Here is a 23862-nt window from a genome sequence, read left to right as displayed (position 1 = left end):
AGCGCTAACACAAGCTAGCGACCGATAGATAGACCGGAGGAAGCGGTTCCGTGCGCATCACCGAGATCAGCACGCACGTCGTGGGGACGCCCTGGCGCAACCTCACCTATGTCGTCGTCCACACCGACGAGGGCCTGACCGGCGTCGGCGAGGCCCGCATGCTGGGCCACACCGACGCGCTGCTGGGCTACCTGGGGGAGGCGTCGCGCCGCCACATCATCGGCAGCGACCCGTTCGACATCGAGGACCTGGTCAAGCGCCTGAAGTACGGCGACTACGGCCGCGCCGGCGAGATCGTCATGTCCGGGATCGCCTGCGTGGAGATGGCGTGCTGGGACATCGTCGGCAAGGCGCTGGGCGTGCCGGTGTGGAAGCTGCTGGGCGGCAGGGTCCGCGAGAAGGTCAAGGCGTACGCCAACGGCTGGTACACCGTGGACCGCACGCCCGAGGAGTTCCACGCCGCCGCCAAGCGGGTGGTCGAGCGCGGCTACCAGGCGCTGAAGCTCGACCCGTTCGGCGCGGGCCAGTTCGAGCTGGACCACGACGAGACGATGCGGTCGGTGGCGCTGGTGGAGGCGGTCCGCGACGCCATCGGCCCCGAGCGCGAGCTGCTGGTGGAGATGCACGGCCGCTTCTCCCCCGCCACCGCGATCCGGCTGGCGGACCTGCTGGAGCCCTACAACCCGGGCTGGATCGAGGAGCCGGTCCCGCCGGAGAACCTCAAGGCCCTGTCGAAGGTCGCCGCGCACACCAACCTGCCGATCGCGACCGGCGAGCGCATCCACGACCGGATCGAGTTCCGCGAGCTGTTCGATCTCCAGGCCGCCGACATCGTGCAGCCGGACGTGGGCCACTTCGGCGGCATCAACGAGACCCGCAAGCTCGCCGCCACCGCCGAGACCCACTACATGCAGATCGCCCCGCACAACGTGGGCGGCCCGGTCCTGACGATGGCCTCGCTGCACCTGGGCGTCAGCGTCCCCAACTTCAAGATCCTGGAACACTTCAACGACTTCGCCGACGCCGCCATCAAGAAGATCGCCAAGGGCGCGCCGGAGGTCGTGGACGGCTACTTCGGCCTGCCCGAGGGCCCCGGCCTGGGCGTCGAGCTGGACCTGGACGCGGTGGCGGAGTTCCCGCAGCAGCACGCCGACTTCGACCTGTACGACGAGGACTGGCACTTCCGCCGCGGGAAGGGCACCCGGTGAGCCGCGCCCTGCTGCTGGAGGAGCCGGGACGGTTCCGCGTCGTCCCCGCCGACCCTCCCGAGCCGGGGCCGGGCGAGGCCCTGGTGCGGGTCGCCGCCGCCGGGCTGTGCGGCAGCGACCGGGAGCTGTACGACGGGGCGCGCCCGGCCGGTTTCGCCGACTACCCGATCGTTCCGGGGCACGAGTGGTCGGGAACGGTCGCCGCGGTCGGCCCGGACACCGATCCGGGGCTGGTCGGGGCGTGCGTGGTGGGCGAGGGCTTCCCCGGCTGCCAGGGCTGCGGCCCGTGCCGCGACGGCGCGCCGAACCTGTGCGCCGCCGGGTACGACGAGACCGGCTTCACCCGGCCCGGCGCGTTCGCCGACCATCTGCTGCTGCCCGCGCGGATGCTGCACGTGCTCGGCCCGGACGCCGACCTGCGCGCCGCCGCGCTGCTGGAGCCCGCCGCCGTGGTGGCGGCGGCGGTGCGGCACGCGGCGCTGCGGCCCGGCGAGACGGCCGCGGTGATCGGCACCGGGACGCTGGGGATGCTGGCGCTGCAACTGCTGTCGGCCGCCTCCCCCGCGCGGCTGGTCGCGATCGACCCGCGCCGCGAGCGCGGCGAGGCCGCGCTGGCGTCGGGCGCGACGGTGTTCCTGGGCCCCGGCGAGGCCGGGGAGGGCTCGTTCGACGTGGTGGTGGAGACCGCCGGAGCGGTCGGGACCGCGCACGCGGCGGTCGGGCTGGTACGGCGCGGCGGCCGGGTCGTGGTGACCGGCATCCCCGCCGACCCGGCCGACCACGTTCCGACATCATTGCTGGTCACGCGAGCGTTGAGGCTGCACACGGTGTTCGGTGCGGGCCCGGCCGACTGGGCGTACGCGGTGCGCGCGTTCGACTCGGGCGTGCTGCGGCCCGCCTCCCTGGTCACCCACGAGCTGCCGCTGGCCGACTTCGCGAACGCGCTGAAGCTCAGCGCCTCTCCCGAGGCGGGCAAGGTCCTGCTCCGCCCCGACTGGACCTGAGAACACGACTGAGGAAGAAGAGATGACCCACCGACTTCCCGGCGAACACGCCCTGACCGACCTCGGGTTCCCCGCCCGCGACACGACCGTGCCGCCCTCGCCCGCCGCGTTCCCCGACGGCGGGACCTGGCGGACCGAGCTGCCGTCCTGCGAGGGCCCGGCGGTGCTGGAGGCGGTGCTCGCCGAGAGCGAGCGCCTGGACGTCCCGCTGCACCGCATCAGCCAGGGCAGCGGCGTGTGGATGCTGACCGACGCCGAGATCTCCGAGATGGTCGCGGCCTGCGACCAGCGGGGCGTCGAGCTGTGCCTGTTCCTCGGCCCGCGCGGCACCTGGGAGCCGGGCGCGGGCGGCCGTTCCTACACCGCCTCCGGGCCGCGCGCCCGGGGCCGCGACCAGCTCGCCCAGTGCGTGGAGGAGGCCGAGCGCGCCGTCGCGCTCGGCGTGCGGTGCCTGCTGGTCGCCGACGAGGGCGTGCTGTGGACGCTGCACCGGATGCGCGTGGCCGGGAAGCTGCCCGCCGACGTGACGTTCAAGGTGTCGGCGCTGGTCGGGCCGGTGAACCCCGCCTCGTTCGCGGTGTGGGAGATGCTCGGCGGCGACTCGCTCAACGTGCCCAGCGACCTCACCGTCGCGCAGCTCGCGGAGATCCGCGCGGTGAGCGCCGCGCCGATCGACTTCTATGTCGAGACCCCCGACGACCTCGGCGGCTTCGTACGGATGTACGACGCCGCGGAGCTGGTGCGCTGCGGCGCGCCGATCTACCTGAAGTTCGGGCTGCGCAACGCGGCCCCCATCTACCCGGCCGGGCAGCACCTGCGTTCCCTCGCCGTCGACGGCGGGCGGGAGCGGGTACGGCGCGGCCGCCTGGTCCTGGACACCCTCGCCCGGCTCGGGGCAGGCGGCGGAATGTCCCCACCCGGCTCGCGCGACCCGGGCCCGCTGCGGCGGTTCCCGGCGACCGAGGCCGTTCCCACCCCCTGACACCCGAAGGAGAACGACATGCGATTCCGCCACCTCACCGCCGCGGCCTCCGCGCTGCTGCTGGGCGCCGCGCTGACCGGCTGCGGCTCGGCCGAGAAGGACATCGACAAGAAGAGCACCGGCAGCGCCAAGGGCGCGCTGATCGGCGTGACCATGCCGACCAAGTCGTCCGAGCGCTGGGTCCACGACGGCAACAACCTCAAGTCCAAGCTGGAGCAGCTCGGCTACAAGGTCGACCTGCAGTACGCCGAGGACGACATCCCCACCCAGGTCAGCCAGATCGAGAACCAGATCACCAAGGGCGCCAAGCTGCTGGTGGTCGCCTCGATCGACGGCACCGCGCTGACCACCCAGCTGGAGCAGGCCGGGCAGCAGAAGATCCCGGTGATCGCCTACGACCGGCTGATCCGCAAGACGCAGAACGTCGACTACTACGCCACCTTCGACAACTACAAGGTCGGCGTGCAGCAGGCCACGTCGCTGCTGGTCGGGCTGAAGCTGAAGAAGCCCGACGGGTCCGAGGGCGACGCCAAGGGGCCGTTCAACGTCGAGCTGTTCGCGGGCTCCCCCGACGACAACAACGCCACGTTCTTCTACAACGGCGCGATGTCGGTGCTGAAGCCCTACATCGACAAGGGCACCCTCGTCGTGAAGAGCGGCCAGAAGGACTTCAAGACGATCGCCATCCTGCGCTGGGCCCCGGCGACCGCGCAGAAGCGCATGGAGGACCTGATCACCAAGGCCTACGGCGGCGGCGCCAAGGTCCACGGTGTCCTGTCGCCCTACGACGGCCTGTCGATCGGCATCCTGTCGGCGCTGAAGAGCAACGGCTACGGCACCGCCGGGCAGCCGTACCCGGTGGTGACCGGGCAGGACGCCGAGCTGGCCTCGGTGAAGTCGATCCTGTCCGGCGAGCAGTACTCCACGATCTTCAAGGACACCCGCAAGCTGGCCGACGAGACCGTGAAGATGGCCGACACGGTCCTCAAGGGCGGCAAGCCCACCGTCAACAACACCAAGGACTACGACAACGGCGTCAAGGTCGTGCCGTCGCAGCTCCTGGAGCCGGTGATCGTCAACAAGGACAACGCCCGGCCGGCGCTGGTCGACAGCGGTTACTACACCCAGGCCCAGCTCGGCGGCTGATCCCATGACCGATCACATCCTCACCATGACGGGGATCACCAAGTCGTTCCCCGGCGTGCACGCGCTGCGCGACGTGAACCTGAAGGTGCGGCGCGGCGAGATCCACGCGATCTGCGGGGAGAACGGCGCGGGCAAGTCCACGCTGATGAAGGTGCTGTCCGGGGTGTACCTGCACGGCTCCTACGACGGCGAGATCCGCTTCGACGGCGAGGAGTGCCGGTTCTCCGGCGTCCGCGACAGCGAGGCGCTCGGCATCGTGATCATCCACCAGGAGCTCGCGCTGTGCCCGCAGCTGTCGATCGCCGAGAACATCTTCCTCGGCAACGAGCGGCGGCGGCGCGGACTGATCGACTGGAACCGCACCAACCACGAGGCGGCCGGGCTGCTGGAGCGGGTCGGGCTGCCGGAGAACCCCACCACCGTGATCGCCGACCTCGGCGTCGGCAAGCAGCAGCTCGTCGAGATCGCCAAGGCGCTCGCCAAGCGGGTGCGGCTGCTGATCCTCGACGAGCCGACCGCCGCCCTCAACGACGAGGACTCCGCGCACCTGCTGGACCTGATGCGCGGGCTGCGCGACGAGGGCGTCACCAGCGTGATCATCTCGCACAAGCTCAACGAGGTGCTGGCCGTCGCCGACACCGTCAGCATCCTGCGCGACGGCCAGATGATCGAGACGCTGGACCCGGCGGCCGGGGCGGTGACCGAGGACCGGATCATCTCCGGGATGGTGGGCCGCGACCTGGAGCACCGGTACCCGCCGCACGAGCCGCGGATCGGCGAGGAGGTGCTGCGGATCGAGGACTGGACCGTGCACAGCCCCGTCCAGCACGACCGAAAGGTCGTGGACGGGGCGTCCCTGACGCTGCGGCGCGGCGAGATCGTCGGGCTGGCGGGGCTGATGGGCGCGGGCCGCACCGAGCTGGCGATGAGCGTGTTCGGCCGGACCTACGGCACCGACGTCTCCGGCCGTCTGTTCAAGGACGGCCGCTCCATCGAGGTGCGCGACGTCCGCGACGCGATCCGGCACGGCCTCGCCTACGCCACCGAGGACCGCAAGCGGTACGGCCTGAACCTCATCCAGGACATCCGGCAGAACGTCTCGGCCGCGTCGCTGCGCAGGCTGGCGCGGCGCGGCTGGGTCAACGGCCACGAGGAGCACGCCGTCGCCGAGCGGTACCGCGCCGAGATGAACATCAAGGCCCCCGACGTGCTCGCCGTCACCGGCAAGCTCAGCGGCGGCAACCAGCAGAAGGTCGTGCTGGCCAAGTGGATCCACACCGATCCCGACGTGCTGATCCTCGACGAGCCGACGCGCGGCATCGACGTCGGCGCCAAGTACGAGATCTACACGATCGTGCAGCGGCTGGCCCGGGAGGGGAAGGCGATCCTGCTGATCTCCTCGGAGCTGCCGGAGCTGCTGGGCATGTGCGACCGGATCTACACCATGGCCGCCGGGCGGATCACCGGTGAGGTCGCCCGCGCCGACGCCACCCAGGAACTGCTCATGCGCCACATGACACTGGAGAAGGAGGCCGCCCGATGAGCAGCCCCATCGCCCCCGCGGCCGGCCGGGACGGCGGCCGGGACCGCGGCCCGGCCCCGGCCGGGGCGGGGCCGCGCGGCGGGACGCCCCGGCCGCGCCTGTCGATCAACCTGCGGCAGAGCGGCATCTACGTCGCGCTCGCGCTGATCGTCGCGCTGTTCTCGGTGCTCACCGAGGGCGCGATGCTGCAACCGCAGAACATCTCCAACATCATCGTCCAGAACTCCTACATCCTGATCCTGGCGATCGGGATGATCCTGATCATCATCTCCGGGCACATCGACCTGTCGGTCGGGTCGGTCGTCGGCGTGACCGGCGCGGTCGCGGCGGTGCTGATGGTCAACCACGACGTGCCGTGGCCGCTGGCGCTGCTGGTGACGCTGGTCGCCGGGGCGCTGATCGGGGCGTGGCAGGGGTACTGGACCGCCTACTTCGGGATCCCGTCGTTCATCGTGACGCTGGCCGGGATGCTGCTGTTCCGGGCGCTGACGCTGACCGTGCTCGGCAACCAGGGCATCGGGCCGTTCCCCGACGAGGTGCGGACCCTGTCCAACGGGTTCACCGGCAGCTACCTCGGCAACGTCGGGCTGGGGCCGCTGGGCGGGGCCGACCTGTTCAGCCTGCTGGTCGGCGTCGCGCTGTGCTCGGCGCTGGCGGTCACCCAGTGGCGCACCCGCAAGGCGCGGCTCGGCTACTCCCAGACCGTGGACCCGATGCCGGTGTTCCTGCTGCGGATCGGCGCGGCCGCGCTGCTGGTCATGGTGGTGACGGTGCAGCTCGCCCGGTTCCACAACCTGCCGTGGGTGCTGGTGCTGCTGGCGGCGCTGGTGCTGGGCTACTCGCTGCTGACCGGCCGCACGGTCTTCGGCCGCCACGTCTACGCCGTCGGCGGCAACCTCCAGGCCGCCGTGCTGTCCGGCGTGAAGGCCAAGTCGGTGGTGTTCTGGCTGTTCGTCAACATGGGCGTGCTGGCCTCCATCGCCGGGATCGTGTTCGCCGGGCGGCTCAACCAGGCCGGTCCCACCGCCGGGAACTCCTTCGAGCTGGACGCGATCGCGGCGGCGTTCATCGGCGGCGCGGCCGTGCAGGGCGGCGTCGGCAAGGTCGTCGGCGCGATCACCGGCGGCCTGATCATGGCCGTGATCAACAACGGGATGTCGCTGATCGGCGCGCCCAGCGAGCGCGTGATGCTCGTCAAGGGCCTGGTCCTGCTGGCCGCCGTCGCCTTCGACATCTGGACCAAGCGCCGCTCCGGCTCGCCCATCCTCCGCTAGCCCGTCCGAAGATCTCCGAAAGGACGACATGACCGACCCCATCACCACCGTGGACGCCGCGTGCGCGGCGGCCGGACGGGCGTTCGAACCGTTCGCGGCGCTGCCGCTGCCGGAGCGGGCGGCGTTCCTGGACGGGATCGCCGACCGGCTCGACGCGCACGCCGCCGAGCTGGTCGAGCTGGCCGCCGAGGAGACCGGCATCCCCGCCGGGCGCCTCACCGGCGAGATGGCCCGCACCACCGGGCAGCTCCGGCTGTTCGCGAACCTCGTCCGGGACGGCGGCTTCCTGGACGTGGTGGCCGAGGACGGCGAGCCGTCGCTGCTGCGGGTCAACGAGCCGATCGGCCCGGTGGCGGTGTACGCGGCGAGCAACTTCCCGTTCGCGTTCTCGGTCGCCGGGGGCGACACCGCCACCGCCCTGGCGGCGGGCTGCCCCGTCGTGGTGAAGGCGCACCCGGGCCACCCGCGCACCTCCCGCCGCACCGCCGAACTCGTCCACGACGCCCTCGCCGCGGCGCCGGAGGGGACGTTCGCGCTGGTGGAGGGGTTCGAGGCGGGGGTGGAGCTGGTCGGGCACCCGGTGATCCGGGCGGCGGCGTTCACCGGATCGACGCGGGGCGGGCGCGCCCTGTTCGACCTGGCCAACGCGCGGCCCGACCCGATCCCGTTCTACGGCGAGCTCGGCAGCGTCAACCCCGTCTTCGTCACCCGCGCCGCCGCGAAGGCGCGCGGCGAGGAGATCGCGGCCGGGTTCACCGCCTCGTTCACCGCCAACGCCGGGCAGATGTGCACCAAGCCCGGCCTGCTGTTCCTGCCGTCCGGGCACGGGCTGGAGGAGCCGCTGCGGCGGCCGGTGGAGGAGGGTGTCCGGAACCGGCTGCTGACGTCCGGCATCCACGAGGCGTACGTTGCGGGCGTGTCCGGTTTGGCCGAACGGCCGGAGGTGCGGGTCCTCGCCGGAGACGTGCCCGGCACGGCGGACGACCCCGCCGGCGACCCCGCCGGCGACCCGGCGCCGGTGCTGTTCGCGGTGGCCGCCCGCGACCTGACCCCCGAACTGTGGGAGGAGCACTTCGGCCCGGCGTCGCTGGTCGTCGAGTACGACACCGACGACGAGCTGCTGGCGGCCGCCGCCGCCATGCCCGGCTCCCTCACCGCCACGATCCACACCGAGGGCGGCGAGCCGCTGGCCCGCGACCTGGTGGCCCGCGTCCGGCGGCGCGCGGGACGGATCGTGTTCGACGGCTGGCCGACCGGCGTGGCCGTCACCGCCGCCATCCACCACGGCGGGCCCTGGCCCGCCACCACCGCGCCGCTGCACACCTCGGTGGGCACCGCCGCGATCCGCCGTTTCCTCGTCCCCGTCGTCTACCAGAACGTTCCCGATTCCCTCTCCCCCCTGGAAGGACGTTCATGAGGCTCATCCCGACCCTGGCCGCGACCGCGCTGGTCGCCGCCGGAACCGTCGCCGCCCTGCCCGCCTCGGCCGCCACCCGCGCCCCGCAGATCAGCAAGGAGGCCTTCGGGAAACTCCCCTCCGGCACCGCGATCGAGCGCTACACCCTGTCCAACGGCAAGGGGATGCGGGTGCGCGTCCTCACCTACGGCGGCATCGTGCAGTCGCTGGAGGTCCCCGACCGGCGCGGCCGCTCCGGCAACGTCGCGCTCGGCTTCAAGACCCTGGACGGCTACCTCAGCGAGGCCTACAAGACCGAGAACCCCTACTTCGGGGCGATCATCGGCCGGTTCGGCAACCGCATCGGCAAGGCCCGCTTCACGCTCGACGGCAAGACCTACACGCTCCCGGCCAACGACAACGGCAACACCCTGCACGGCGGCGACGCGGGCTTCGACGAGCGCGTCTGGAAGGCCGAGCCGGTCAGGAAGGGGAACGAGGTCGCGCTGCGGCTCACCCGCGTCAGCCCCGACGGCGAGGAGGGCTTCCCCGGGAAGCTGTCGGTGGCGGTCACCTACACCCTCACCCAGCGCGGCCAGCTGCGCATCGGCTACCGCGCCACCACCGACAAGCCGACCGTCGTCAACCTGACCAACCACACCTACTTCAACCTGGCCGGCGAGGGCTCCGGCGACGTCTACGGCCACCGCCTCCAGCTCAACGCCAAGCGGTACACGCCGGTGGACTCCGCCCTCATCCCGACCGGGAAGATCGACCCGGTGGCGGGCACGCCGCTGGACTTCACCAAACCGCGCGCCATCGGCGAGCGCATCCGCGACGGCCACCCGCAGATGGTGCTCGGCCGCGGCTACGACCACAACTTCGTCCTGGACGGCCGCCACGCCGCCCGCGTCACCGAGCCCCGCACCGGCCGGGTGATGGACGTGCACACCACCGAGCCGGGCATCCAGTTCTACTCGGGCAACTTCCTGACCGGCCGCCTGGTCGGCACCGGCGGCCGGATGTACCGGCAGGGCGACGGGTTCTGCCTGGAGACCCAGCACTTCCCGGACTCGCCGAACAAGCCGTCGTTCCCCTCGACGGTGCTGCGGCCGGGCCAGACCTACGACACGACCACGACGTACGCCTTCTCCGCCCGATGACCGAATGGGACATCGCGGTTCCCGGGCGGGCCCTTCTCGGCGAGGGGCCCGTCTGGGATCCGACCACCGGGACGCTGCTGTGGGTGGACATCCTGTCCAGCGAGATCCACGCCTACGGCCCCGCCACCGGCGACACCCTGCTGCGCCGGACCGGGCAGCACGTGGGCGCGGCCAGGCCCCGCGCGGGCGGCGGGCTGGTGGTGAACCTGCGCGACGGCGTCGGCCTGTACGACGCCGACGGCGCGTTCGGCTGGCTGGCGGAGTTCCCGGAGGAGGGCTGCCGGGGCAACGACGCGGCCGTCGCGCCCGACGGGGCGCTGTGGGCCGGGACGATGCGCTACGACGAGGCCCCCGGCGGCGGGCGGCTGCGCCGGATCCATCCGGACGGGACGGTCGAGACGGTCCTTCCGGACGTGACGGTCAGCAACGGCCTCGGATGGAGCCCCGACGGGCGGCTCATGTACTACGTGGACAGCCCGACCCGCCGCGTCGACGTGCTCGACGAGGGCGGGCGCCGCCCGTTCGCCCACCTGCCGGGCCCCGGCATCCCCGACGGCCTGGCCGTGGACGCCGACGGCTGCGTGTGGGTCGCGGTGTGGGAGGGCGGCCGGGTGCTGCGCTACACGCCCACCGGCGCGCTGGACCGGGTCCTGGACCTGCCCGTCGCCCGCACGACGGCGTGCGCGTTCGGCGGCCCGGACCTGCGCGACCTGTACGTCACGACCGCCGCCCTGGACGCCCCCGCCGACGAGCCGCACGCGGGCGCGCTGTTCGTCTTCCCCGGCATCGGCGCGGGCCTGCCCTCACCGCCCTTCCCGGGGTGAGGCGACGAACCACTCGCGGCCGAGGAGCAGCCCGAACACCGGTGCCGGAAGGCGGACCAGGACCCGCACGACCGCCGAGGCGCGGCCGTTCCCGTCCACCACGGAACGGTGCGCGGCCAACGCGGCCTGCTTCCGCCGGGCGAACCGCCGCGTGTCCACCCGGTGGGTGATGGCCGCGCCGGGGGTGTAGAGGCCGTCCGGTTCCTCGTGGTGGCGCAGGAGGCGGAGCGCGCGGGCGGTCCGCATGACGCGGGCGACGGCCTCCCCGGGCGCCGTCGCCTCCAGCACGCGCCCCACCCCGGCCAGCTCGGCGGCGCGCCTGCCGACGTGGTGCACCTTGACGTGGTCGCGGTGGCCGTAGCCGCCGTTGGCGTCGTAGCCGAGCAGCACGTCGGCGTCCTCCTCGCGCAGCAGCGCGGCGAGCCGCCGCGCGGCCTCCTCGGTGTCGGCGCGGGCGAACCGCGTCCGGTCCGGCGGGTCCGGGTAGAGCAGGGGGCCGTGCCCGCTGTCGGCGTAGCCGAGGTGCTCGACCCGGTGCGCGCCCAGCGCGGCGGCGCTGGCCCGCAGCTCGGCCAGGCGCGGCGCGCCCCCGGGCGGGACCGGGCCCATCAGCCCGTCGGTGGCCGTGACGATGACCACGCGGTGCCCCTCGGCGGCGGCGCGGGCGAGGGTGCCGCCGGTCAGCAGGACCTCGTCGTCGGGGTGGGCGTGGAACGCCACGACGGTCGCCATCGGTCAGGTCTCCTTCGGTTCGCCACCGGTCAGCGGGCGGGCAGGGCTCAGCGGGCGGGCAGGACCAGGTCGGCCTGGACCGGCGAGTGGTCGGTCTTCGGCAGGGTGTGGGTGGTGAAGTCGTGCACGGCCACGCGCGGGTCCACCAGGACGTGGTCCAGGGTCACGCGCGGGGTCGTCCGGCTGTACTTCCCGATGTTGGGCCAGGTCCCGCGCAGACCCTCCCCCGCCGCGTCGGCGGCGTCGCGGTAGCCGGTGTCCAGCAGGCGCCGCAGGTAGGCGTGGTCGAGGGTGGCGTTGAAGTCGCCCGCCAGGATCCGCGGCCTCCCCCGGGGCTCGGCTCCGGGCAGGGCCGCCAGCCCCTTGCGCCAGCAGTCCGCCGAGGCGGGGACGGCCGGGGCGCACGGGTGGACCGAGACGACCTCCACCGGCGGGGCCTTGGGCACCAGGACCTCGGCGCGGGCCTGGAGGAACCCGATGTCGATCGGCCCGCGCCCGCGCAGCGGGTACCGTGAGTAGATCCCCGAGCCGCCCGCGCCGTGGCGGGCGTGCAGGACCCTGTGGGGGAACAGCGCGTCGACGCCCGCGTTCCGCAGGTCGGCGAGGGCCTGCGGGGTGAGCTCCTGGAGGGTGAGCACGTCGGGCCCGGTGCGGCGCAGCAGGTCCATGACGCTCTTGGTGGGGACCTGGCCGTACAGCAGGTTGGCGGCCAGCACGCGCAGGGCGGGGCCGCGCGCCCCCGGGGAGTCGTCGGCGACCGCGCGCGGCAGCACCGCCGCCGCCAGCGCGACCGACACCGCGCCCGCGACCACGGCGGCGGGCCAGCGGCGCAGCGCCAGCGCCGCCACGAGCACCACGGGCGCGGCCGCCGCCACGTAGGGGGTGAACGCCACCAGCTGCCGCCACCGGAAGCCGGGCTCGTACCCCGTCCACCGCAGCACGGCCCAGGCGGCGAACGGCAACACCATGATCCATACCAGCACGGTCGCCCCGCGGCGGCCGTGCCCGTTCCGCTTCCCTCTCATGGTCGTCACACGCTACCGGCCACCGCGCGGCCGGCGCGGTAGGCGCTGGGTGTCACGCCGAGCCGGCGCACCATGTGCGCGCGCAGCGAGTCGGCGCCGCCCAGGCCGCTGCGGCGCGCGACCTGGTCCATCGGCAGGTCGGTGCGCTCCAGCAGCTCGCGGGCGCGCGCCAGGCGCTGGTGCAGCAGCCACTGCAACGGGCTCTGGCCGGTCTCGTCGTGGAAGCGGCGGGTCAGGGTGCGGGTGCTCATGTTGGCGTGCGCGGCCAGGACGGCGAGGGTCAGCGGCTCGTCCAGCCGCTCCAGCGCCCACGCGCGGGTCGCGGCCAGGGAGGCGTCGCGGTCGGGCGGGAACGGGGTGCGGACCGTCTGGGGCTGGTCGGCGGGGCGCGGCGGGGCGGCGACCGTGCCGCGCGCCGCCTCCGCCGCGACGGCCGCGCCGTGGTCCTCGCGCACCAGGTGCAGGCACAGCTCGACGCCGGCGGCGGCCCCGGCGGAGGTGACGACCGGGCCGTCGGCGACGTACAGGACGTCCGGCTCGACCCGCACGGCCGGGAAGCGGCGGGCCAGGTCGCCGGTCAGGCCCCAGTGGGTGGTCGCGCGGCGGCCGTCCAGCACGCCCGCCCGCGCGAGGACGAACGTCCCGGTGCAGATCCCGGCCACCCGCCGCCCGGCGGCGTGCGCGTCGCGGACCGTCCGCAGCACGCGCGGGTCGACGTCCTCGCGTCCCCCGCCGCCGATCACGACGACCGTGTCGGCGCCCGCCGCGGCGTCCAGGCCGAGTTCGGTCAGCAGCGGCGGCCCGCCCACGGTCTCGACGGGCCCCGGCTCGGCCGAGCACACCCGCACCGCGTAGCCGGGACGGCCGTCCACGGCCGCCGCGCCGAGCACCATCTGCGCGATGGCCAGGTCGAACGCCATCACCGGCGGGACTGCGACGAACACGATGCGGTGCATTGGCCCGATCCTCCGGTCGGTTGGCGATCTCTCCCCTGCCGATTCTCCCCGCCCGGCGCGAGGGTGGGCACATGACCTCACACACGATCGTCGGCGCGGGCGCCACCGCCCGCGCCACCGCGCTGCTGCTGGCCGGGTCCGGCGACCGGGTCCGCATGGTGAGCCGGAGCGGGAACGGCCCCGACCACCCCCTGGTCGAGCGGATCGCGCTCGACGCCAACGACGCCGACCGGCTCACCGAGGCCGCCGAGGGGTCGGCGACCCTGTTCAACGCGGCGATGCCGCCCTACCACACCTGGCCGGAGACGATCCCGCCGCTGTTCGGCGCGATCCTGGAGGCCGCCCGCCGCACCGGCGCGAACTACGTCATGCTCGGCAACCTCTACGGCTACGGGCCGCCCGAGGGGACGCTCACCGAGGACCACCCGCTGGACGCCACCGGCCCCAAGGGCAGGGTGCGGGCGCGGATGTGGCGGGAGGCCCTGGACAGCGGCGTCCCGGTGACCGAGGTGCGCGCCGGTCAGTTCTACGGGCCGGGCGCGTACTCGATCTTCAACATGATGGTGGTCCCGAAGGTGCTGGCCGGGCGGCTCGCGCTGGTCCCGGCCGAGTTCGACGTCCCGCACGCGTTCACCGCGATCGGCGACGCCGCCGCCGCGCTCGTCGCGGTCTCCCGCGACGAGCGCGCCTTCGGGCGGGCCTGGCACGCGCCGGTCGGCAACGTCCCGGTCCGCGAGCTGGCGACCACGCTGGCCGACCTCGCCGGAGCCCCGCGGCCCCGGCTGGAGACCATGTCCGACCGGGAGCTGACCCTCCTCGCCCTCTCCGACCCGTTCTGGGAGGAGCTGTGGGAGACCTCGTACATGTCGCACCGGCCGTTCACGGTCGACTCGACCCGGATCGAGGAGACCTTCGGGGTCAAGCCGACCGTGCCCGGCCAGGTGCTGGCGGAGACGCTCAGCGACGGCGGTAGGTGAGGCCGTAGCCGAACGGGAACAGCGGCTTCTTGCCGTCGCCGACGTTGATGGGCTGCTGGTCGGCGCTGCGCATCCACGTCACCGGCAGCTTGCCGGTGGGACGCGTGACGCCGAACAGCACGTCGGCGACGCCGCGGCCCTCGGTGCCCGGCAGCCAGGACGCCACCAGCGCGTTCCACTTCGGCAGCTCGGCGGCGATGTCCAGCGGGCGGCCGGAGACCAGCACGACGACCACCGGGACGCCGGAGGCGCGCAGCCGCTCCAGCGTGGCCAGGTCGGTCGCGTCCAGCCCCATCGAGCCGGGCCGGTCGCCCTCGAACTCGGCGTAGGGCAGCTCGCCGACGACCGCGACGGCGGCCTTGTAGGAACGGTCGACGCCCGTCCCGTCCTTGGAGTAGGTCACGGTCGTGCCGCGCCCGGCCGTCTGCCGGATGCCCTGCAGGATCGTCGTGCCGGGCGTGATGTTCCCCGGCGAGCCCTGCCAGGTGATCGTCCAGCCGCCGGACTGGATGCCGATGTCGTCGGCGCTCTTGCCCGCCACGAAGATCTTGTTGTTCCGGCGGTCGAGCGGCAGGACGTTCCGGTCGTTCTTCAGCAGGACCTGGGACCGGGCGACGGCCTCGCGGGCGAGGGCCCGGTGCTCGGCGCTGCCGACCGTCCCCAGGTACCGGCGGTCGGCGAAGGGACGCTCGAACAGGCCGAACTGGATCTTCTTGGTGAGGATGCGGCGGTTGGCGTCGTCGATGCGCGCCATCGGCACGCGCCCGGCCTGCACCTCGGCGCGCAGCGTCTCGATGAAGCGCCGCCACTCCTGCGGCACCATGAACATGTCGATGCCCGCGTTGACGGCCGCGCGGACCTCCTCGGCGGTGAAGCCGGGCTGCCCGTCGATCTGGTCGATGCCGTTCCAGTCGGAGACCACGAAGCCGTCGAACCGCAGCTCGCGCTTGAGCACATCGGTGATCAGGTACTTGTGGGCGTGCAGCTTCAGGCCGTTCCACGAGCTGAACGACGCCATCACCGACCCGACACCGCGCCGCACGGCCTCGCGGTAGGGCGGCAGGTGGATCCGGCGCAGCTCGGCCTCCGACACCTGGGTGTCGCCCTGGTCCTTGCCGCCGGTGGTGCCGCCGTCGCCGACGTAGTGCTTGGCGGTGGCCATCACCGACGCGGGCCCGCCCGGGCGGCCCTGCAGCCCGGTGATGACCGTGGACATGCGGGTCGGCAGCTCGGGGATCTCACCGAACGACTCGTAGGTGCGGCCCCACCGGTCGTTGCGGGCCACGCACAGGCACGGCGCGAAACTCCAGGTCGGACCGGTGCCCACGACCTCCTCGGCGGTGGCGCGGCCGATCCGCCGCACCAGGCGCGGATCGCGGGTCGCGCCCAGCCCGATGTTGTGCGGGAAGATCGTCGCGCCGACGACGTTGTTGTGGCCGTGCACGGCGTCCACCCCGTAGACCAGCGGGATCCTCTTCGGGGTGGCGAGCGCGGCGCGCTGGAAGCCGTCGTACATGTCGGCCCACGCCTGCGGGGTGTTCGGGGTGGGCGTGGAGCCGCCGCCCGACAGGATCGAGCCGATGCGGTAGCGGGTGACCTCCTCGTTCGTGATGTTCGCCCGTTCGGCCTGGGTCATCTGGCCGATCTTCTCGTCGAGGGTCATGCCCCTCAGCAACGCCTCGACCCGCCGCTTGACGGGGTCGCGGCCGGTGTCGGCCCCGGCCGCGACGGTCGTTCCGGAGAACGCCAGCACGGACGACAGGGCGAGGGTGAGGACTCGGGACGGTCGTGTTCGGCGCATCATCCGCCTCCGGGGTGGGAGCTCGCACGAACCGGCGCAATTGGTTGTCGCCACCAACAAACGCACCGTAGGTCGATCTCCCGCCCCCGGCAAGACCCACTTTCCGTCCCGCGCACGGCACGCGGCCCCGCCGGGCAGGGGGATGCCGACGGGGCCGCGAAGGGCGACCGCCCGGAGTCGAACCGTGGACCTTCAGGACCACAACCTGACGTGCAGACCACCACACCACGGCCGCCGTGTCCCCGGCAGGATTCGAACCTGCGATCTTCGGATTCGTAGTCCGACGCGTTATCCACTACGCCACGGGGACTTGCTATTCGGTTTTTGACAGGTCAGCATCAATTCGTGATGGATGCAGGAATCGAACCTGCCTGTTACGGTTTATGAGACCGTCGAGCACACCAGCGCTCCCATCCATCTCGGCGGAGGGTGTGAGAATCGAACTCACGCAGGGGGTGACCCTGACGACGGCTTAGCAAGCCGCTGCCTTACCGCTCGGCCAACCCTCCGGGGAAAACGAAACCGCCCGACGGATCCCCAGGTCCGTGGGCGGTGATGGCGTTCGGCCGTGCGGTTCGCTACCGCATGGCACGCCTCCCGGGACCGTGGGGACGGCTACTGCTGCGCATTCGGTGATGACGTCGCATCGCCCTCTCCCTTCCGTTGGTCCCGCTGTTCTGTACGACGTTTACTCTGCCCGACGGGTTCCCGGATCGCAACCCTTTATTCGGAGCGGCGGAATCGACGCCCCGGACAAAGGGCCGCGGGGCGCGGGCGGCCCCCCTGCCCGGTCACCGGAACCGGTTTCGTCCGCGCCGTTCCCCGGTTCAGGGCCGGGGGGTGTCCAGCGCGATCCGCAGGGCGCGCAGCGCGTGGTAGACGCGGACCTTGACCGTCTCGACGGGGACGCCGAGCGCGGCGGCGGCCTCGTTGACGCTCCGCCGCCGGAACAGGGTCTCGTCGAGGATCTCCCGGTGCGCCGCCGGCAGTGCCCGCAGCGCCCGCACCATCACCGCCCGCTCCGCGACGACGCCGGAACCGAGCCCGTTGGTCTTCTCTCGCAGTGCCACGGGACGAACCTCGCACCGCCCGTCCCACGCGAACACCCGTTTAGGGCCCGCTTAAGGAACCGCTAAGGCCCCGCGAAAGCCGCGGTGCCGGCGGTGTGCCCTCAGTCGTCCAGGGCCTTGCGGACCTTGGCCAGGTCGACGAACTTGAAGCCGGTGGCCTCCCGGTCGGGGGCGGCGGGGGTCTCCCGGCCGTCCTGGACGACCAGCAGGCCGTGGGGGTAGCGCCTGCCGAGGGGCTTGTCGAGGGCGGCCGCGCCGTCGCACTCCTCGGAGCCGTCGAGGGTCGTGGAGGCGGCGGTGACGCGGAAGCCGCCCTCGTACTCGTTGCCCTCGTCCAGCTCGCGGTCGTAGGCGGCGAAGGTGTCGTCGCCCTGGCTGGAGACCAGCACGTGGCCGTCGCCGCCGGGTTCGGCCAGCAGGGTCAGGCCCTCCACGTCGGCCGACAGCCGCGTGCCGCCGTAGCCGGGGTCGGGGCCCGGGACGCACTCCTCGGTCTCCTCGTCGTACTCGCCGGGGACGCCGAACTCGCGGACCCTGTCCAGCAGCTTCGGGGTCCCGGTGAGGTCGGCGCGCACGCGCCACACGCCGACGTCCTCCTGCCCGGCGTAGAGCATGCCGTTGGCGGGGTCCACCACCATGCCCTCCACCTGGGGCAGCTCGCCCGGTTCGGCGCACGGGGTCCAGGTGGCGCCGTTGGGCAGCCGGAACGCCGACGGCAGCTCCAGGGTCCGCACCTTGCGGTAGGTCACCGAGCCGGTGGCCGTCCCGGTCAGCTCCAGCAGCGCGACGGCGGTGCGGTTGCGGCGGCTGACCAGGGCGTAGGAACGGCCGGTCGCCCGGTCGGTCCAGGTGGCCAGGCCGTAGGCGGTGGCCTGCTCGTTGACCTCGTCCTGGTCCGCGGAGAACACGCGCGGGGCGGCCGGGTCGGTGACGTCGGTCAGCGGGCCGCCGGGGCGCGCCGGGTCGATCCGGTGGATCCGCAGCCGGTCGTGGCCGCGGTCGCTGGTCACCGCGACGTCGGCGCGGGACGGTCCGAGGCGCAGGCCGTGCACCAGGTCGACGTTGTTGAACCGGCCGGGCGCGTCGTCCGGGCCGGGGGCGGGCGGCGGGGCGACCGACTGCACCGGGCGGGCGTCCAAGTCGTAGACGCGCAGCCCGCCCTCCTTGACGGCGGCGATCACCAGGCTGCGGTCGGGGTCGGCGTCGTTCCGCCAGATGGCGGGGTCGTCGGCGTCGGAGTTACCGCCCGCCTCGTCGTCGTGGAGCGGGGGCGTCTCGGCCCTGGGGGTGAGGGCGGGCAGGGGCGCGGAGGCGTGGGCGGGGACGGCCACGGCGGTCGCCGCGAGCACCGCCCCGGCCGTCGCGAGCGGCCAGCGGGCCCTGTCTGTCACGAATGTCGGGATCACGCGAGCGATCGTGGAGCGGGCCGATAACGTCCGAGGGCCCTGGAGGCAACGGTTCGGTTGTCATCCCGTTAACGCCCCTGTCGCCCCCGGCCCGTCACCGGGCGAGGCCCTCCTCGTGCAGGAGCAGCAGGGTGTAGGCGGCGACCGTGGAGTCGTCGGCGATCACGCCCTCGCGGACCAGCTTCCTGAACTCGTCGCGGGACACGAACGCCTGCCGCATGTCCTGCTCCTCCGGCTCGCGGGACGGCTCCCCCGGCGTCAGGTCCGTCGCCAGGAAGACGTGGACGTGCTGGTTGCTGGTCCCGTGCGAGGCGTGCAGGGTGCCGAGGCGCGTCAGCGTGCCCGCGCGCAGCCCCGTCTCCTCGGCCAGCTCGCGCCGGGCCAGTTCCTCGGGGGCGCCGGCGGCGCGGTCGGGCAGCGAGCCCTGCGGGAAGTTCCACGCGCGGCGGCCGACCGGGTAGCGGTACTCCTCGACCAGGTGGAAGCCGTCGTTCTCGAACGGGATGACCAGCGCGAAGTCCGGCTTGTCGACCACGCCGTAGACGCCGCGCGAGCCGTCGGGGCGTTCGAACTCGTCCTCGCGGACGGCCATCCAACGGTTCTCGTAGACCACGCGGGACGACACCCGACGGAAATCGCTCATGGGCCACCACCCTAGCCAGCCCCCGGGATCCGGCCGCCGGCGGCGGGCATCGGCGCCGCTTTGATGATTGAATCGCCGGGTATGTGGCCCTCGTCACGTCGCCCCCTGCCGTGGACCAAGTGGTATCCCCCGACCGTTCCCACGCGACCTGACGTACCCGACGTCCCGGTCACCGGGCTGCTGGACGACTCGGCCGCGCGCCACCCCCGCCGGCCGGCGCTGCACTACTTCGGCCGCCGCCTCACCTACCGGGGACTGCACCGGGCCGCCGAACGGTTCGCCGCCGGGCTGCACCGGCTCGGCGTGCAGCCCGGCGACCGGGTGGCGCTGGTGCTGCCGAACTGCCCGCAGGCCGTCATCGCGTTCTTCGGCGTCTGGCGGCGCGGCGCCATCGCGGTGCCGGTCAACCCGCTGTGCACCGCGGAGGAGATGCACCACCAGCTCGCCGACTGCGGCGCGCGCGTCGCGGTGGTCCTGGACCGTTCCCATCCGACGGTGGCCGCGATCCGCGACCGGCTGCCGCTGGAGCAGGTGGTGGTCACCTCGCTGCTGGACTACCTGCCGCTGCGGGCCCGGCTGGCGTTGCGGCTGCCGCTGCTCCAGGCGCAGCGCATGCGCCGCGCGCTGACCGCCGAGATCCGCAACGCCGACGTGGTGCCGTTCGCCGAGATGCAGCGGCCCCCGCGCCGCGGGGTGCGGCAGTACCCGCTGGACCCGGCGCGGCACCTGGCCGTCATCCTCTACACCGGCGGCACCGAGGGCCGCCCCAAGGGGGTGATGCTCACCCACCGCAACCTGGTCGCCAACGCCGTCCAGCAGAACTCCTGGGACAGCGCCAGCGGCCCGAAGGACGTCACGCTGGCCGTGCTGCCGCTGTTCCACGCGTTCGGGCTGACCAGCAGCCTGGTCGCGCCCGCGATGACGGGCGGGGCGGTGGTGCTGCTGCCCCGGTTCCACCAGAGGCGGACCGTGCGGGCGATCCGGCGGTACCGGCCGACGATCTTTCCGGGCGTGCCGCTGCTGTACGACGAGGTGCTGGACGCGCCGGGGATGAAGCCCCGCCTCCTGCGCCCGGTCCGGGTGTTCGTCTGCGGCACCTACCCCCTGGAGCAGCGCACCGTGGAACGCCTGGAGTCCCTCGGCGGCCACCGGCTGATCCAGTGCTACGGCCTGACCGAGGCGTCCCCGGCCGTCACCGCCAACCCGCTGACCGCCGACGCCCGCAACCTCACCGTCGGCGTGCCGCTGCCGCTGACCGACGCGGTGGTCGTCGATCCGCGGGAGCCGACCCGGCTGCTGCCGCCGGGCCAGCCGGGCGAGCTGGTGGTGCGCGGCCCGCAGGTGTTCGCCGGGTACTGGAACCGGCCGCTGGAGACCGCGCGGGTGCTGTCGAAGGGCTGGCTGCGCACCGGGGACATCGCGGTGATGGGCGAGGACGGGTTCTTCTCGATCCTGGACCGCCGCCGCGACCTGATCAAGGTGAGCGGGTTCAGCGTGTTCCCCGGCGAGGTGGAGGAGGTGCTGCGCCGCCATCCCGCCGTGATCGACTGCGCGGTGGTGGGGGTGCCCGACCCCCGGCGCGGCGAACGCGTGATCGCCCACGTCGTGGAGCACCCGGCCTACCCGTTCTCGGCCGACGAGCTGCGCCGCCACTGCGAGCGGTACCTGTCGCACTACAAGGTGCCGGCGGAGTTCCGCCCGTGCGCGGAGCTGCCCCGCGGCGTCCTCGGCAAGGTCCTGCGCCGGCGGCTGCGCGAGCGGGAGCGCCCGCCCGTGCCGTGAGATGAAACGCGTCCGCGACGCCCCGGTTCCTCCCGCTTTTCGACGCCCACCCAAGGGGACGACGCCGCGAACGCGCGGCCCGTTGTCCTGATGACCACAAGCGGTCCAGAAGGTTCACTCCCTGTCGAAGTGCTTCATTCTGCGCTCAGGTGGGACTTTTCGCCTCCGTCCCGCCAGGGGTCTCGGACGAAGAGGTGGACCATGCCCTCTCACGCTCTGCTGGGGGGACGTCCGTCAACGGGGTTCGCGGTCGGGGGACCGCGCCGTTCGGCAGCCGTTCTCGTCGTACTGTCGCTCATGGCCACGCTGATCGCGGTGGTCGCCTGGCCGCGGCCCGCCGCCGCGGCGCTCCCGGCCAACTTCCAGGAGAAGGCCGTCATCTCCGGCCTGACCCGGCCCACGGCGGTGCGGTTCGCCCCGGACGGCCGGGTGTTCGTCGCGGAGAAGAGCGGGATCATCAAGCTCTACTCCTCGCTCACCGACACCACGCCGGAGATCTACGCGGACCTGCGCCGGCAGGTGTTCAACGGCTGGGACCGCGGCATGCTCGGCATGGCGCTGCACCCGAAGTTCCCCGTGGACCCGCGGGTGTACGTGATGTACACCTACAACGGCCCGCTCGGCGGCCCCTACCCGAAGTGGCCCTCCCCCGACGGGTCCAACGACAACTGCCCCGACCCGCCCGGCGCCAACAACGCCGGCTGCGTCGTGGCGGGCCGCATCTCGGTGCTGAGCCAGGCCAGCCCGGCGGCGGGGGCGCTGGCCACCCGCGCCGAGGCCGGGCCGGTGACCGAGAAGGTGCTGCTGGAGGACTGGTGCCAGCAGTTCTCCAGCCACTCGGTGGGCACGCTGGCGTTCGGCCGGGACGGGGCGCTGTACGCCAGCGGCGGTGACGGGGCGAGCTTCGGCTACGCCGACTGGGGCCAGAAGAACAACGCCTGCGGCGACCCGCCCGGCAGGGCCGGGACCGGCCTGAAGGCCCCGTCGGCCGAGGGCGGCGCGCTGCGCGCCCAGGACCTGCGCACCACCAGGGACCCCACGACGCTGGACGGGACGATCATCCGGATCAACCCCGACACCGGCAAGGCCGCCGCGGGCAACCCCGCGACCTCCGGCGACGACAACGCCCGGCGGATCGTGGCCTTCGGCCTGCGCAACCCCTACCGGTTCACGCTGCGGCCCGGCAACGACGAGATCTGGGCGGGCGACGTCGGCTGGACCACCTGGGAGGAGGTCAACCGGCACCCGGACCCGACCCGGAAGGTCCGCAACTTCGGCTGGCCCTGCTACGAGGGCAACGGCCGCACCAAGGGCTACGACGCCGCCAACCTCACGGTCTGCGAGAACCTCTACCGGGCGGGATCGGGCTCGATCACCGCGCCGCACTTCGTCTACAACCACGCCAACAAGATCGTCTCGGGTGAGGCGTGCGGCACCGGCAGCTCCTCCACCAGCGGCATGGCGTTCTACTCCGGCACGGTCTACCCCAGGGACTACCGGGGCGCGCTGTTCTTCACCGACTACGCCCGCAAGTGCGTGTGGGTGATGAAGCCCGGCACGAACGGGGTGCCGGACAAGACGAAGATCTCCACGTTCGCGACCGGCTCCCGCGGGATCGTCGACCTCCAGGCCGGGCCGAACGGCGACATCTTCGCCGTGGACGTCATCGGCGGCGCGGTCGTGCGCTACACCTACCACGGCGTCAACAACCCGCCCGTCGCGGCGATCAAGTCGGACGTGACCAGCGGGAACCTGCCGCTGGCGGTGCGGTTCGACGGGTCCACCTCCAGCGACGCCGACGGCAACACCCCGCTCACCTACGCCTGGGACCTGGACGGCGACGGAGCCTACGACGACTCCACCGCCGCCAAGCCGACCCACACCTACACCGCCAAGGGCCGCTACACGGTGGGGCTGCGGGTCACCGACACGCGCGGCGCCACCGACACCACCACCCTGGTGATCACCGCCGGGTCCACCCCGCCGACCGTCCGGATCACCAAGCCGGGGACGGACCTGAGGTGGGCGGTCGGCGACCGGGTGGAGTTCGCGGCCGAGGCCACCGACGCCGAGGACGGCGCGCTGACCGGCGACTCCCTGGAATGGGAGATCATCATGCACCACTGCCCGAGCAACTGCCACACCCACACGATCACCGGGCAGAACGGCGCGACCGGCGAGTTCACCGCGCCCGACCACGAGAACCCTTCGTGGATCGAGCTGAAGGTCACCGCCCGGGACGCCGACGGGCTGACCGGCACCCGGAGCGTCGAGCTGCACCCCAAGGTCACCAGGGTGACGTTGCGGAGCAGCCCGGCGGGCGTGCCGCTGACGCTGTTCGAGACGACGAGGGCCGCGCCGTTCGACAGCTCGGTGATCACCGGTTCGACGGTGTCGATCGCCGCGCCGACCCAGCGGGTCATGCTCGGGGACGTCCCCTACGAGTTCGTGGGCTGGTCCGACGGCGGCGCGTCGGCGCACAACATCACGCCCACCCAGGACGTGACGCTGACGGCCACCTACCGGAAGATGACCAACCTGGCGCGGGACAGGGGGTCCAAGGTCTCCAGCGTCGAGGCCACCGGGCGCGAGGGTCCCAAGGCGTTCGACGGCAGCGCCACCACCCGCTGGGCCAGCAGGCACAGCGACCCCCAGTGGATCGAGGTGGACCTCGGCTCGGTGCGCAAGGTCGGGTTCGTGCTGCTGAACTGGGAGACCGCCTACGGCAAGGCCTACCGGGTCCAGATCTCCACCGGCGGCGGCCGGTGGACCACCGTGCACAGCCGCACCAACGGCAACGGCAAATACGACTGGGTGGGCTTCACCCCGGCCGACGCCCGCTGGGTGCGGATGTACGGCACCCAGCGCGTCAGGTCCAGCTACGGCTACTCGCTGTGGGAGATGGAGGTCTACGAGAGGTGATTGACTGG

At 73.0% G+C, this 23862-nt stretch carries 19 protein-coding genes and 4 tRNA genes; 12 read left to right on the top strand and 11 right to left on the bottom strand.

The features are described 5' to 3' along the window. Positions 1 to 50 precede the first annotated feature (50 nt). From HNR61_RS18125 to HNR61_RS18085, 9 genes are read left to right on the top strand one after another with little or no spacing between them, the layout of a single operon-like run. The gene (locus HNR61_RS18125; RefSeq protein WP_182844314.1) at positions 51 to 1208 is read left to right on the top strand and encodes a mandelate racemase/muconate lactonizing enzyme family protein; all 1158 of its coding nucleotides are present in this window, start codon (positions 51 to 53) and stop codon (positions 1206 to 1208) included. Next, positions 1205 to 2212, top strand: coding sequence for a zinc-dependent alcohol dehydrogenase (locus HNR61_RS18120; RefSeq protein WP_182844313.1), 1008 nt, complete (start codon positions 1205 to 1207; stop codon positions 2210 to 2212). Before HNR61_RS18125 ends, HNR61_RS18120 begins: the two co-directional genes overlap by 4 nt. 22 nt (positions 2213 to 2234) lie before the next feature. Next, positions 2235 to 3194 carry a hypothetical protein gene (locus tag HNR61_RS18115; RefSeq protein ID WP_182844312.1) on the top strand — a complete coding sequence of 320 codons (960 nt, stop codon included), beginning with the start codon at positions 2235 to 2237 and terminating at the stop codon, positions 3192 to 3194. Positions 3195 to 3212: 18 nt separating this feature from the next. After that, on the top strand, positions 3213 to 4340 hold the full coding sequence (gene chvE / locus HNR61_RS18110) for a multiple monosaccharide ABC transporter substrate-binding protein (RefSeq protein ID WP_182844311.1): 1128 nt from the start codon (positions 3213 to 3215) through the stop codon (positions 4338 to 4340). A gap of 4 nt (positions 4341 to 4344) precedes the next feature. Further along, on the top strand, positions 4345 to 5883 hold the full coding sequence (gene mmsA, locus HNR61_RS18105; protein WP_182844310.1) for a multiple monosaccharide ABC transporter ATP-binding protein: 1539 nt from the start codon (positions 4345 to 4347) through the stop codon (positions 5881 to 5883). Beyond that, positions 5880 to 7157 (top strand): multiple monosaccharide ABC transporter permease, encoded by a 1278-nt coding sequence (mmsB, locus tag HNR61_RS18100; protein WP_182844309.1) that lies wholly within the window; start codon positions 5880 to 5882, stop codon positions 7155 to 7157. The genes mmsA and mmsB overlap by 4 nt, the downstream gene beginning before the upstream one ends. Positions 7158 to 7185: 28 nt before the next feature. Further along, positions 7186 to 8574: an aldehyde dehydrogenase (NADP(+)) gene (locus tag HNR61_RS18095; protein ID WP_182844308.1), complete on the top strand. Its 1389-nt coding sequence runs from the start codon at positions 7186 to 7188 to the stop codon at positions 8572 to 8574. After that, complete coding sequence (locus HNR61_RS18090) at positions 8571 to 9716, top strand: aldose epimerase family protein (protein WP_182844307.1); 1146 nt, start codon at positions 8571 to 8573, stop codon at positions 9714 to 9716. Before HNR61_RS18095 ends, HNR61_RS18090 begins: the two co-directional genes overlap by 4 nt. Next, a complete protein-coding gene (locus HNR61_RS18085) occupies positions 9713 to 10540 on the top strand; it encodes an SMP-30/gluconolactonase/LRE family protein (RefSeq protein ID WP_182844306.1) in 828 nt (275 codons plus the stop codon). The genes HNR61_RS18090 and HNR61_RS18085 overlap by 4 nt, the downstream gene beginning before the upstream one ends. On the opposite strand, the gene HNR61_RS18080 is transcribed toward HNR61_RS18085, so the two are convergent. From HNR61_RS18080 to HNR61_RS18070, 3 genes are read right to left on the bottom strand one after another with little or no spacing between them, the layout of a single operon-like run. Next, the gene (locus HNR61_RS18080; RefSeq protein WP_182844305.1) at positions 10520 to 11272 is read right to left on the bottom strand and encodes a PIG-L deacetylase family protein; all 753 of its coding nucleotides are present in this window, start codon (positions 11270 to 11272) and stop codon (positions 10520 to 10522) included. The two genes, HNR61_RS18085 and HNR61_RS18080, sit on opposite strands and share 21 nt — an antisense overlap. 47 nt (positions 11273 to 11319) lie before the next feature. Next, positions 11320 to 12297 (bottom strand): endonuclease/exonuclease/phosphatase family protein, encoded by a 978-nt coding sequence (locus HNR61_RS18075; protein ID WP_182844304.1) that lies wholly within the window; start codon positions 12295 to 12297, stop codon positions 11320 to 11322. Between the two features lie 5 nt (positions 12298 to 12302). After that, entirely contained in the window at positions 12303 to 13253 is a 951-nt protein-coding gene (locus HNR61_RS18070) for a GlxA family transcriptional regulator (protein ID WP_182844303.1), read from the bottom strand. 71 nt (positions 13254 to 13324) lie between these two features. Here HNR61_RS18070 and HNR61_RS18065 point away from each other — a divergent pair, with 71 nt between their 5' ends. Next, positions 13325 to 14230: a Rossmann-fold NAD(P)-binding domain-containing protein gene (locus HNR61_RS18065; RefSeq protein WP_182844302.1), complete on the top strand. Its 906-nt coding sequence runs from the start codon at positions 13325 to 13327 to the stop codon at positions 14228 to 14230. Here the strand turns inward: HNR61_RS18065 and HNR61_RS18060 are convergent. The 8 genes from HNR61_RS18060 to HNR61_RS18025 form a co-directional block, all read right to left on the bottom strand. Continuing rightward, positions 14211 to 16031, bottom strand: coding sequence for a glycoside hydrolase family 3 protein (locus tag HNR61_RS18060; protein WP_182844301.1), 1821 nt, complete (start codon positions 16029 to 16031; stop codon positions 14211 to 14213). The two genes, HNR61_RS18065 and HNR61_RS18060, sit on opposite strands and share 20 nt — an antisense overlap. Before the next feature lie 162 nt (positions 16032 to 16193). Then, a tRNA-His gene (locus HNR61_RS18055) sits at positions 16194 to 16266 on the bottom strand. Between the two features lie 2 nt (positions 16267 to 16268). Next, positions 16269 to 16341, bottom strand: a tRNA-Arg gene (locus HNR61_RS18050). A gap of 36 nt (positions 16342 to 16377) precedes the next feature. After that, a tRNA-Met gene (locus tag HNR61_RS18045) sits at positions 16378 to 16450 on the bottom strand. A 4-nt stretch (positions 16451 to 16454) separates the two neighbouring features. Then, positions 16455 to 16540: transfer RNA gene (locus HNR61_RS18040), tRNA-Ser, on the bottom strand. A 318-nt stretch (positions 16541 to 16858) separates the two neighbouring features. Next, positions 16859 to 17101 carry a sigma factor-like helix-turn-helix DNA-binding protein gene (locus HNR61_RS18035; protein ID WP_312897952.1) on the bottom strand — a complete coding sequence of 81 codons (243 nt, stop codon included), beginning with the start codon at positions 17099 to 17101 and terminating at the stop codon, positions 16859 to 16861. Between the two features lie 101 nt (positions 17102 to 17202). Further along, positions 17203 to 18507: a phytase gene (locus HNR61_RS49950; protein ID WP_312897951.1), complete on the bottom strand. Its 1305-nt coding sequence runs from the start codon at positions 18505 to 18507 to the stop codon at positions 17203 to 17205. Positions 18508 to 18601: 94 nt separating this feature from the next. Further along, positions 18602 to 19150, bottom strand: a complete 549-nt coding sequence (locus tag HNR61_RS18025; protein ID WP_182844300.1) for an NUDIX domain-containing protein — start codon at positions 19148 to 19150, stop codon at positions 18602 to 18604. A gap of 81 nt (positions 19151 to 19231) precedes the next feature. Here HNR61_RS18025 and HNR61_RS18020 point away from each other — a divergent pair, with 81 nt between their 5' ends. Together HNR61_RS18020 and HNR61_RS18015 are read left to right on the top strand one after the other, a co-directional pair. After that, a complete protein-coding gene (locus tag HNR61_RS18020; RefSeq protein ID WP_182844299.1) occupies positions 19232 to 20932 on the top strand; it encodes an AMP-binding protein in 1701 nt (566 codons plus the stop codon). A gap of 297 nt (positions 20933 to 21229) precedes the next feature. Next, positions 21230 to 23854 (top strand): PQQ-dependent sugar dehydrogenase, encoded by a 2625-nt coding sequence (locus tag HNR61_RS18015; RefSeq protein WP_182844298.1) that lies wholly within the window; start codon positions 21230 to 21232, stop codon positions 23852 to 23854. Positions 23855 to 23862: the final 8 nt, after the last annotated feature.

This window comes from Actinomadura kijaniata, from assembly GCF_014138665.1.
Lineage (GTDB): Bacteria > Actinomycetota > Actinomycetes > Streptosporangiales > Streptosporangiaceae > Spirillospora > Spirillospora kijaniata.
Note: the sequence above shows the minus strand (reverse complement) of the source record. Positions and strands in the feature narration are given on the sequence as shown.

What these genes read in the sequence shown, in the direction of transcription:
- mmsA (WP_182844310.1), top strand. Translation starts at nt 4,345, where the DNA reads ATGACCGATCACATCCTCACCATGACGGGGATCACCAAGTCGTTCCCC.
- HNR61_RS18075 (WP_182844304.1), bottom strand. Translation starts at nt 12,297, where the DNA reads ATGAGAGGGAAGCGGAACGGGCACGGCCGCCGCGGGGCGACCGTGCTG.
- HNR61_RS18115 (WP_182844312.1), top strand. Translation starts at nt 2,235, where the DNA reads ATGACCCACCGACTTCCCGGCGAACACGCCCTGACCGACCTCGGGTTC.
- HNR61_RS18095 (WP_182844308.1), top strand. Translation starts at nt 7,186, where the DNA reads ATGACCGACCCCATCACCACCGTGGACGCCGCGTGCGCGGCGGCCGGA.
- HNR61_RS18025 (WP_182844300.1), bottom strand. Translation starts at nt 19,150, where the DNA reads ATGAGCGATTTCCGTCGGGTGTCGTCCCGCGTGGTCTACGAGAACCGT.
- HNR61_RS18070 (WP_182844303.1), bottom strand. Translation starts at nt 13,253, where the DNA reads ATGCACCGCATCGTGTTCGTCGCAGTCCCGCCGGTGATGGCGTTCGAC.
- HNR61_RS18080 (WP_182844305.1), bottom strand. Translation starts at nt 11,272, where the DNA reads ATGGCGACCGTCGTGGCGTTCCACGCCCACCCCGACGACGAGGTCCTG.
- mmsB (WP_182844309.1), top strand. Translation starts at nt 5,880, where the DNA reads ATGAGCAGCCCCATCGCCCCCGCGGCCGGCCGGGACGGCGGCCGGGAC.
- HNR61_RS18065 (WP_182844302.1), top strand. Translation starts at nt 13,325, where the DNA reads ATGACCTCACACACGATCGTCGGCGCGGGCGCCACCGCCCGCGCCACC.
- HNR61_RS18060 (WP_182844301.1), bottom strand. Translation starts at nt 16,031, where the DNA reads ATGCGCCGAACACGACCGTCCCGAGTCCTCACCCTCGCCCTGTCGTCC.
- HNR61_RS18015 (WP_182844298.1), top strand. Translation starts at nt 21,230, where the DNA reads ATGGCCACGCTGATCGCGGTGGTCGCCTGGCCGCGGCCCGCCGCCGCG.
- HNR61_RS18090 (WP_182844307.1), top strand. Translation starts at nt 8,571, where the DNA reads ATGAGGCTCATCCCGACCCTGGCCGCGACCGCGCTGGTCGCCGCCGGA.
- HNR61_RS18085 (WP_182844306.1), top strand. Translation starts at nt 9,713, where the DNA reads ATGACCGAATGGGACATCGCGGTTCCCGGGCGGGCCCTTCTCGGCGAG.
- chvE (WP_182844311.1), top strand. Translation starts at nt 3,213, where the DNA reads ATGCGATTCCGCCACCTCACCGCCGCGGCCTCCGCGCTGCTGCTGGGC.
- HNR61_RS18020 (WP_182844299.1), top strand. Translation starts at nt 19,232, where the DNA reads ATGTGGCCCTCGTCACGTCGCCCCCTGCCGTGGACCAAGTGGTATCCC.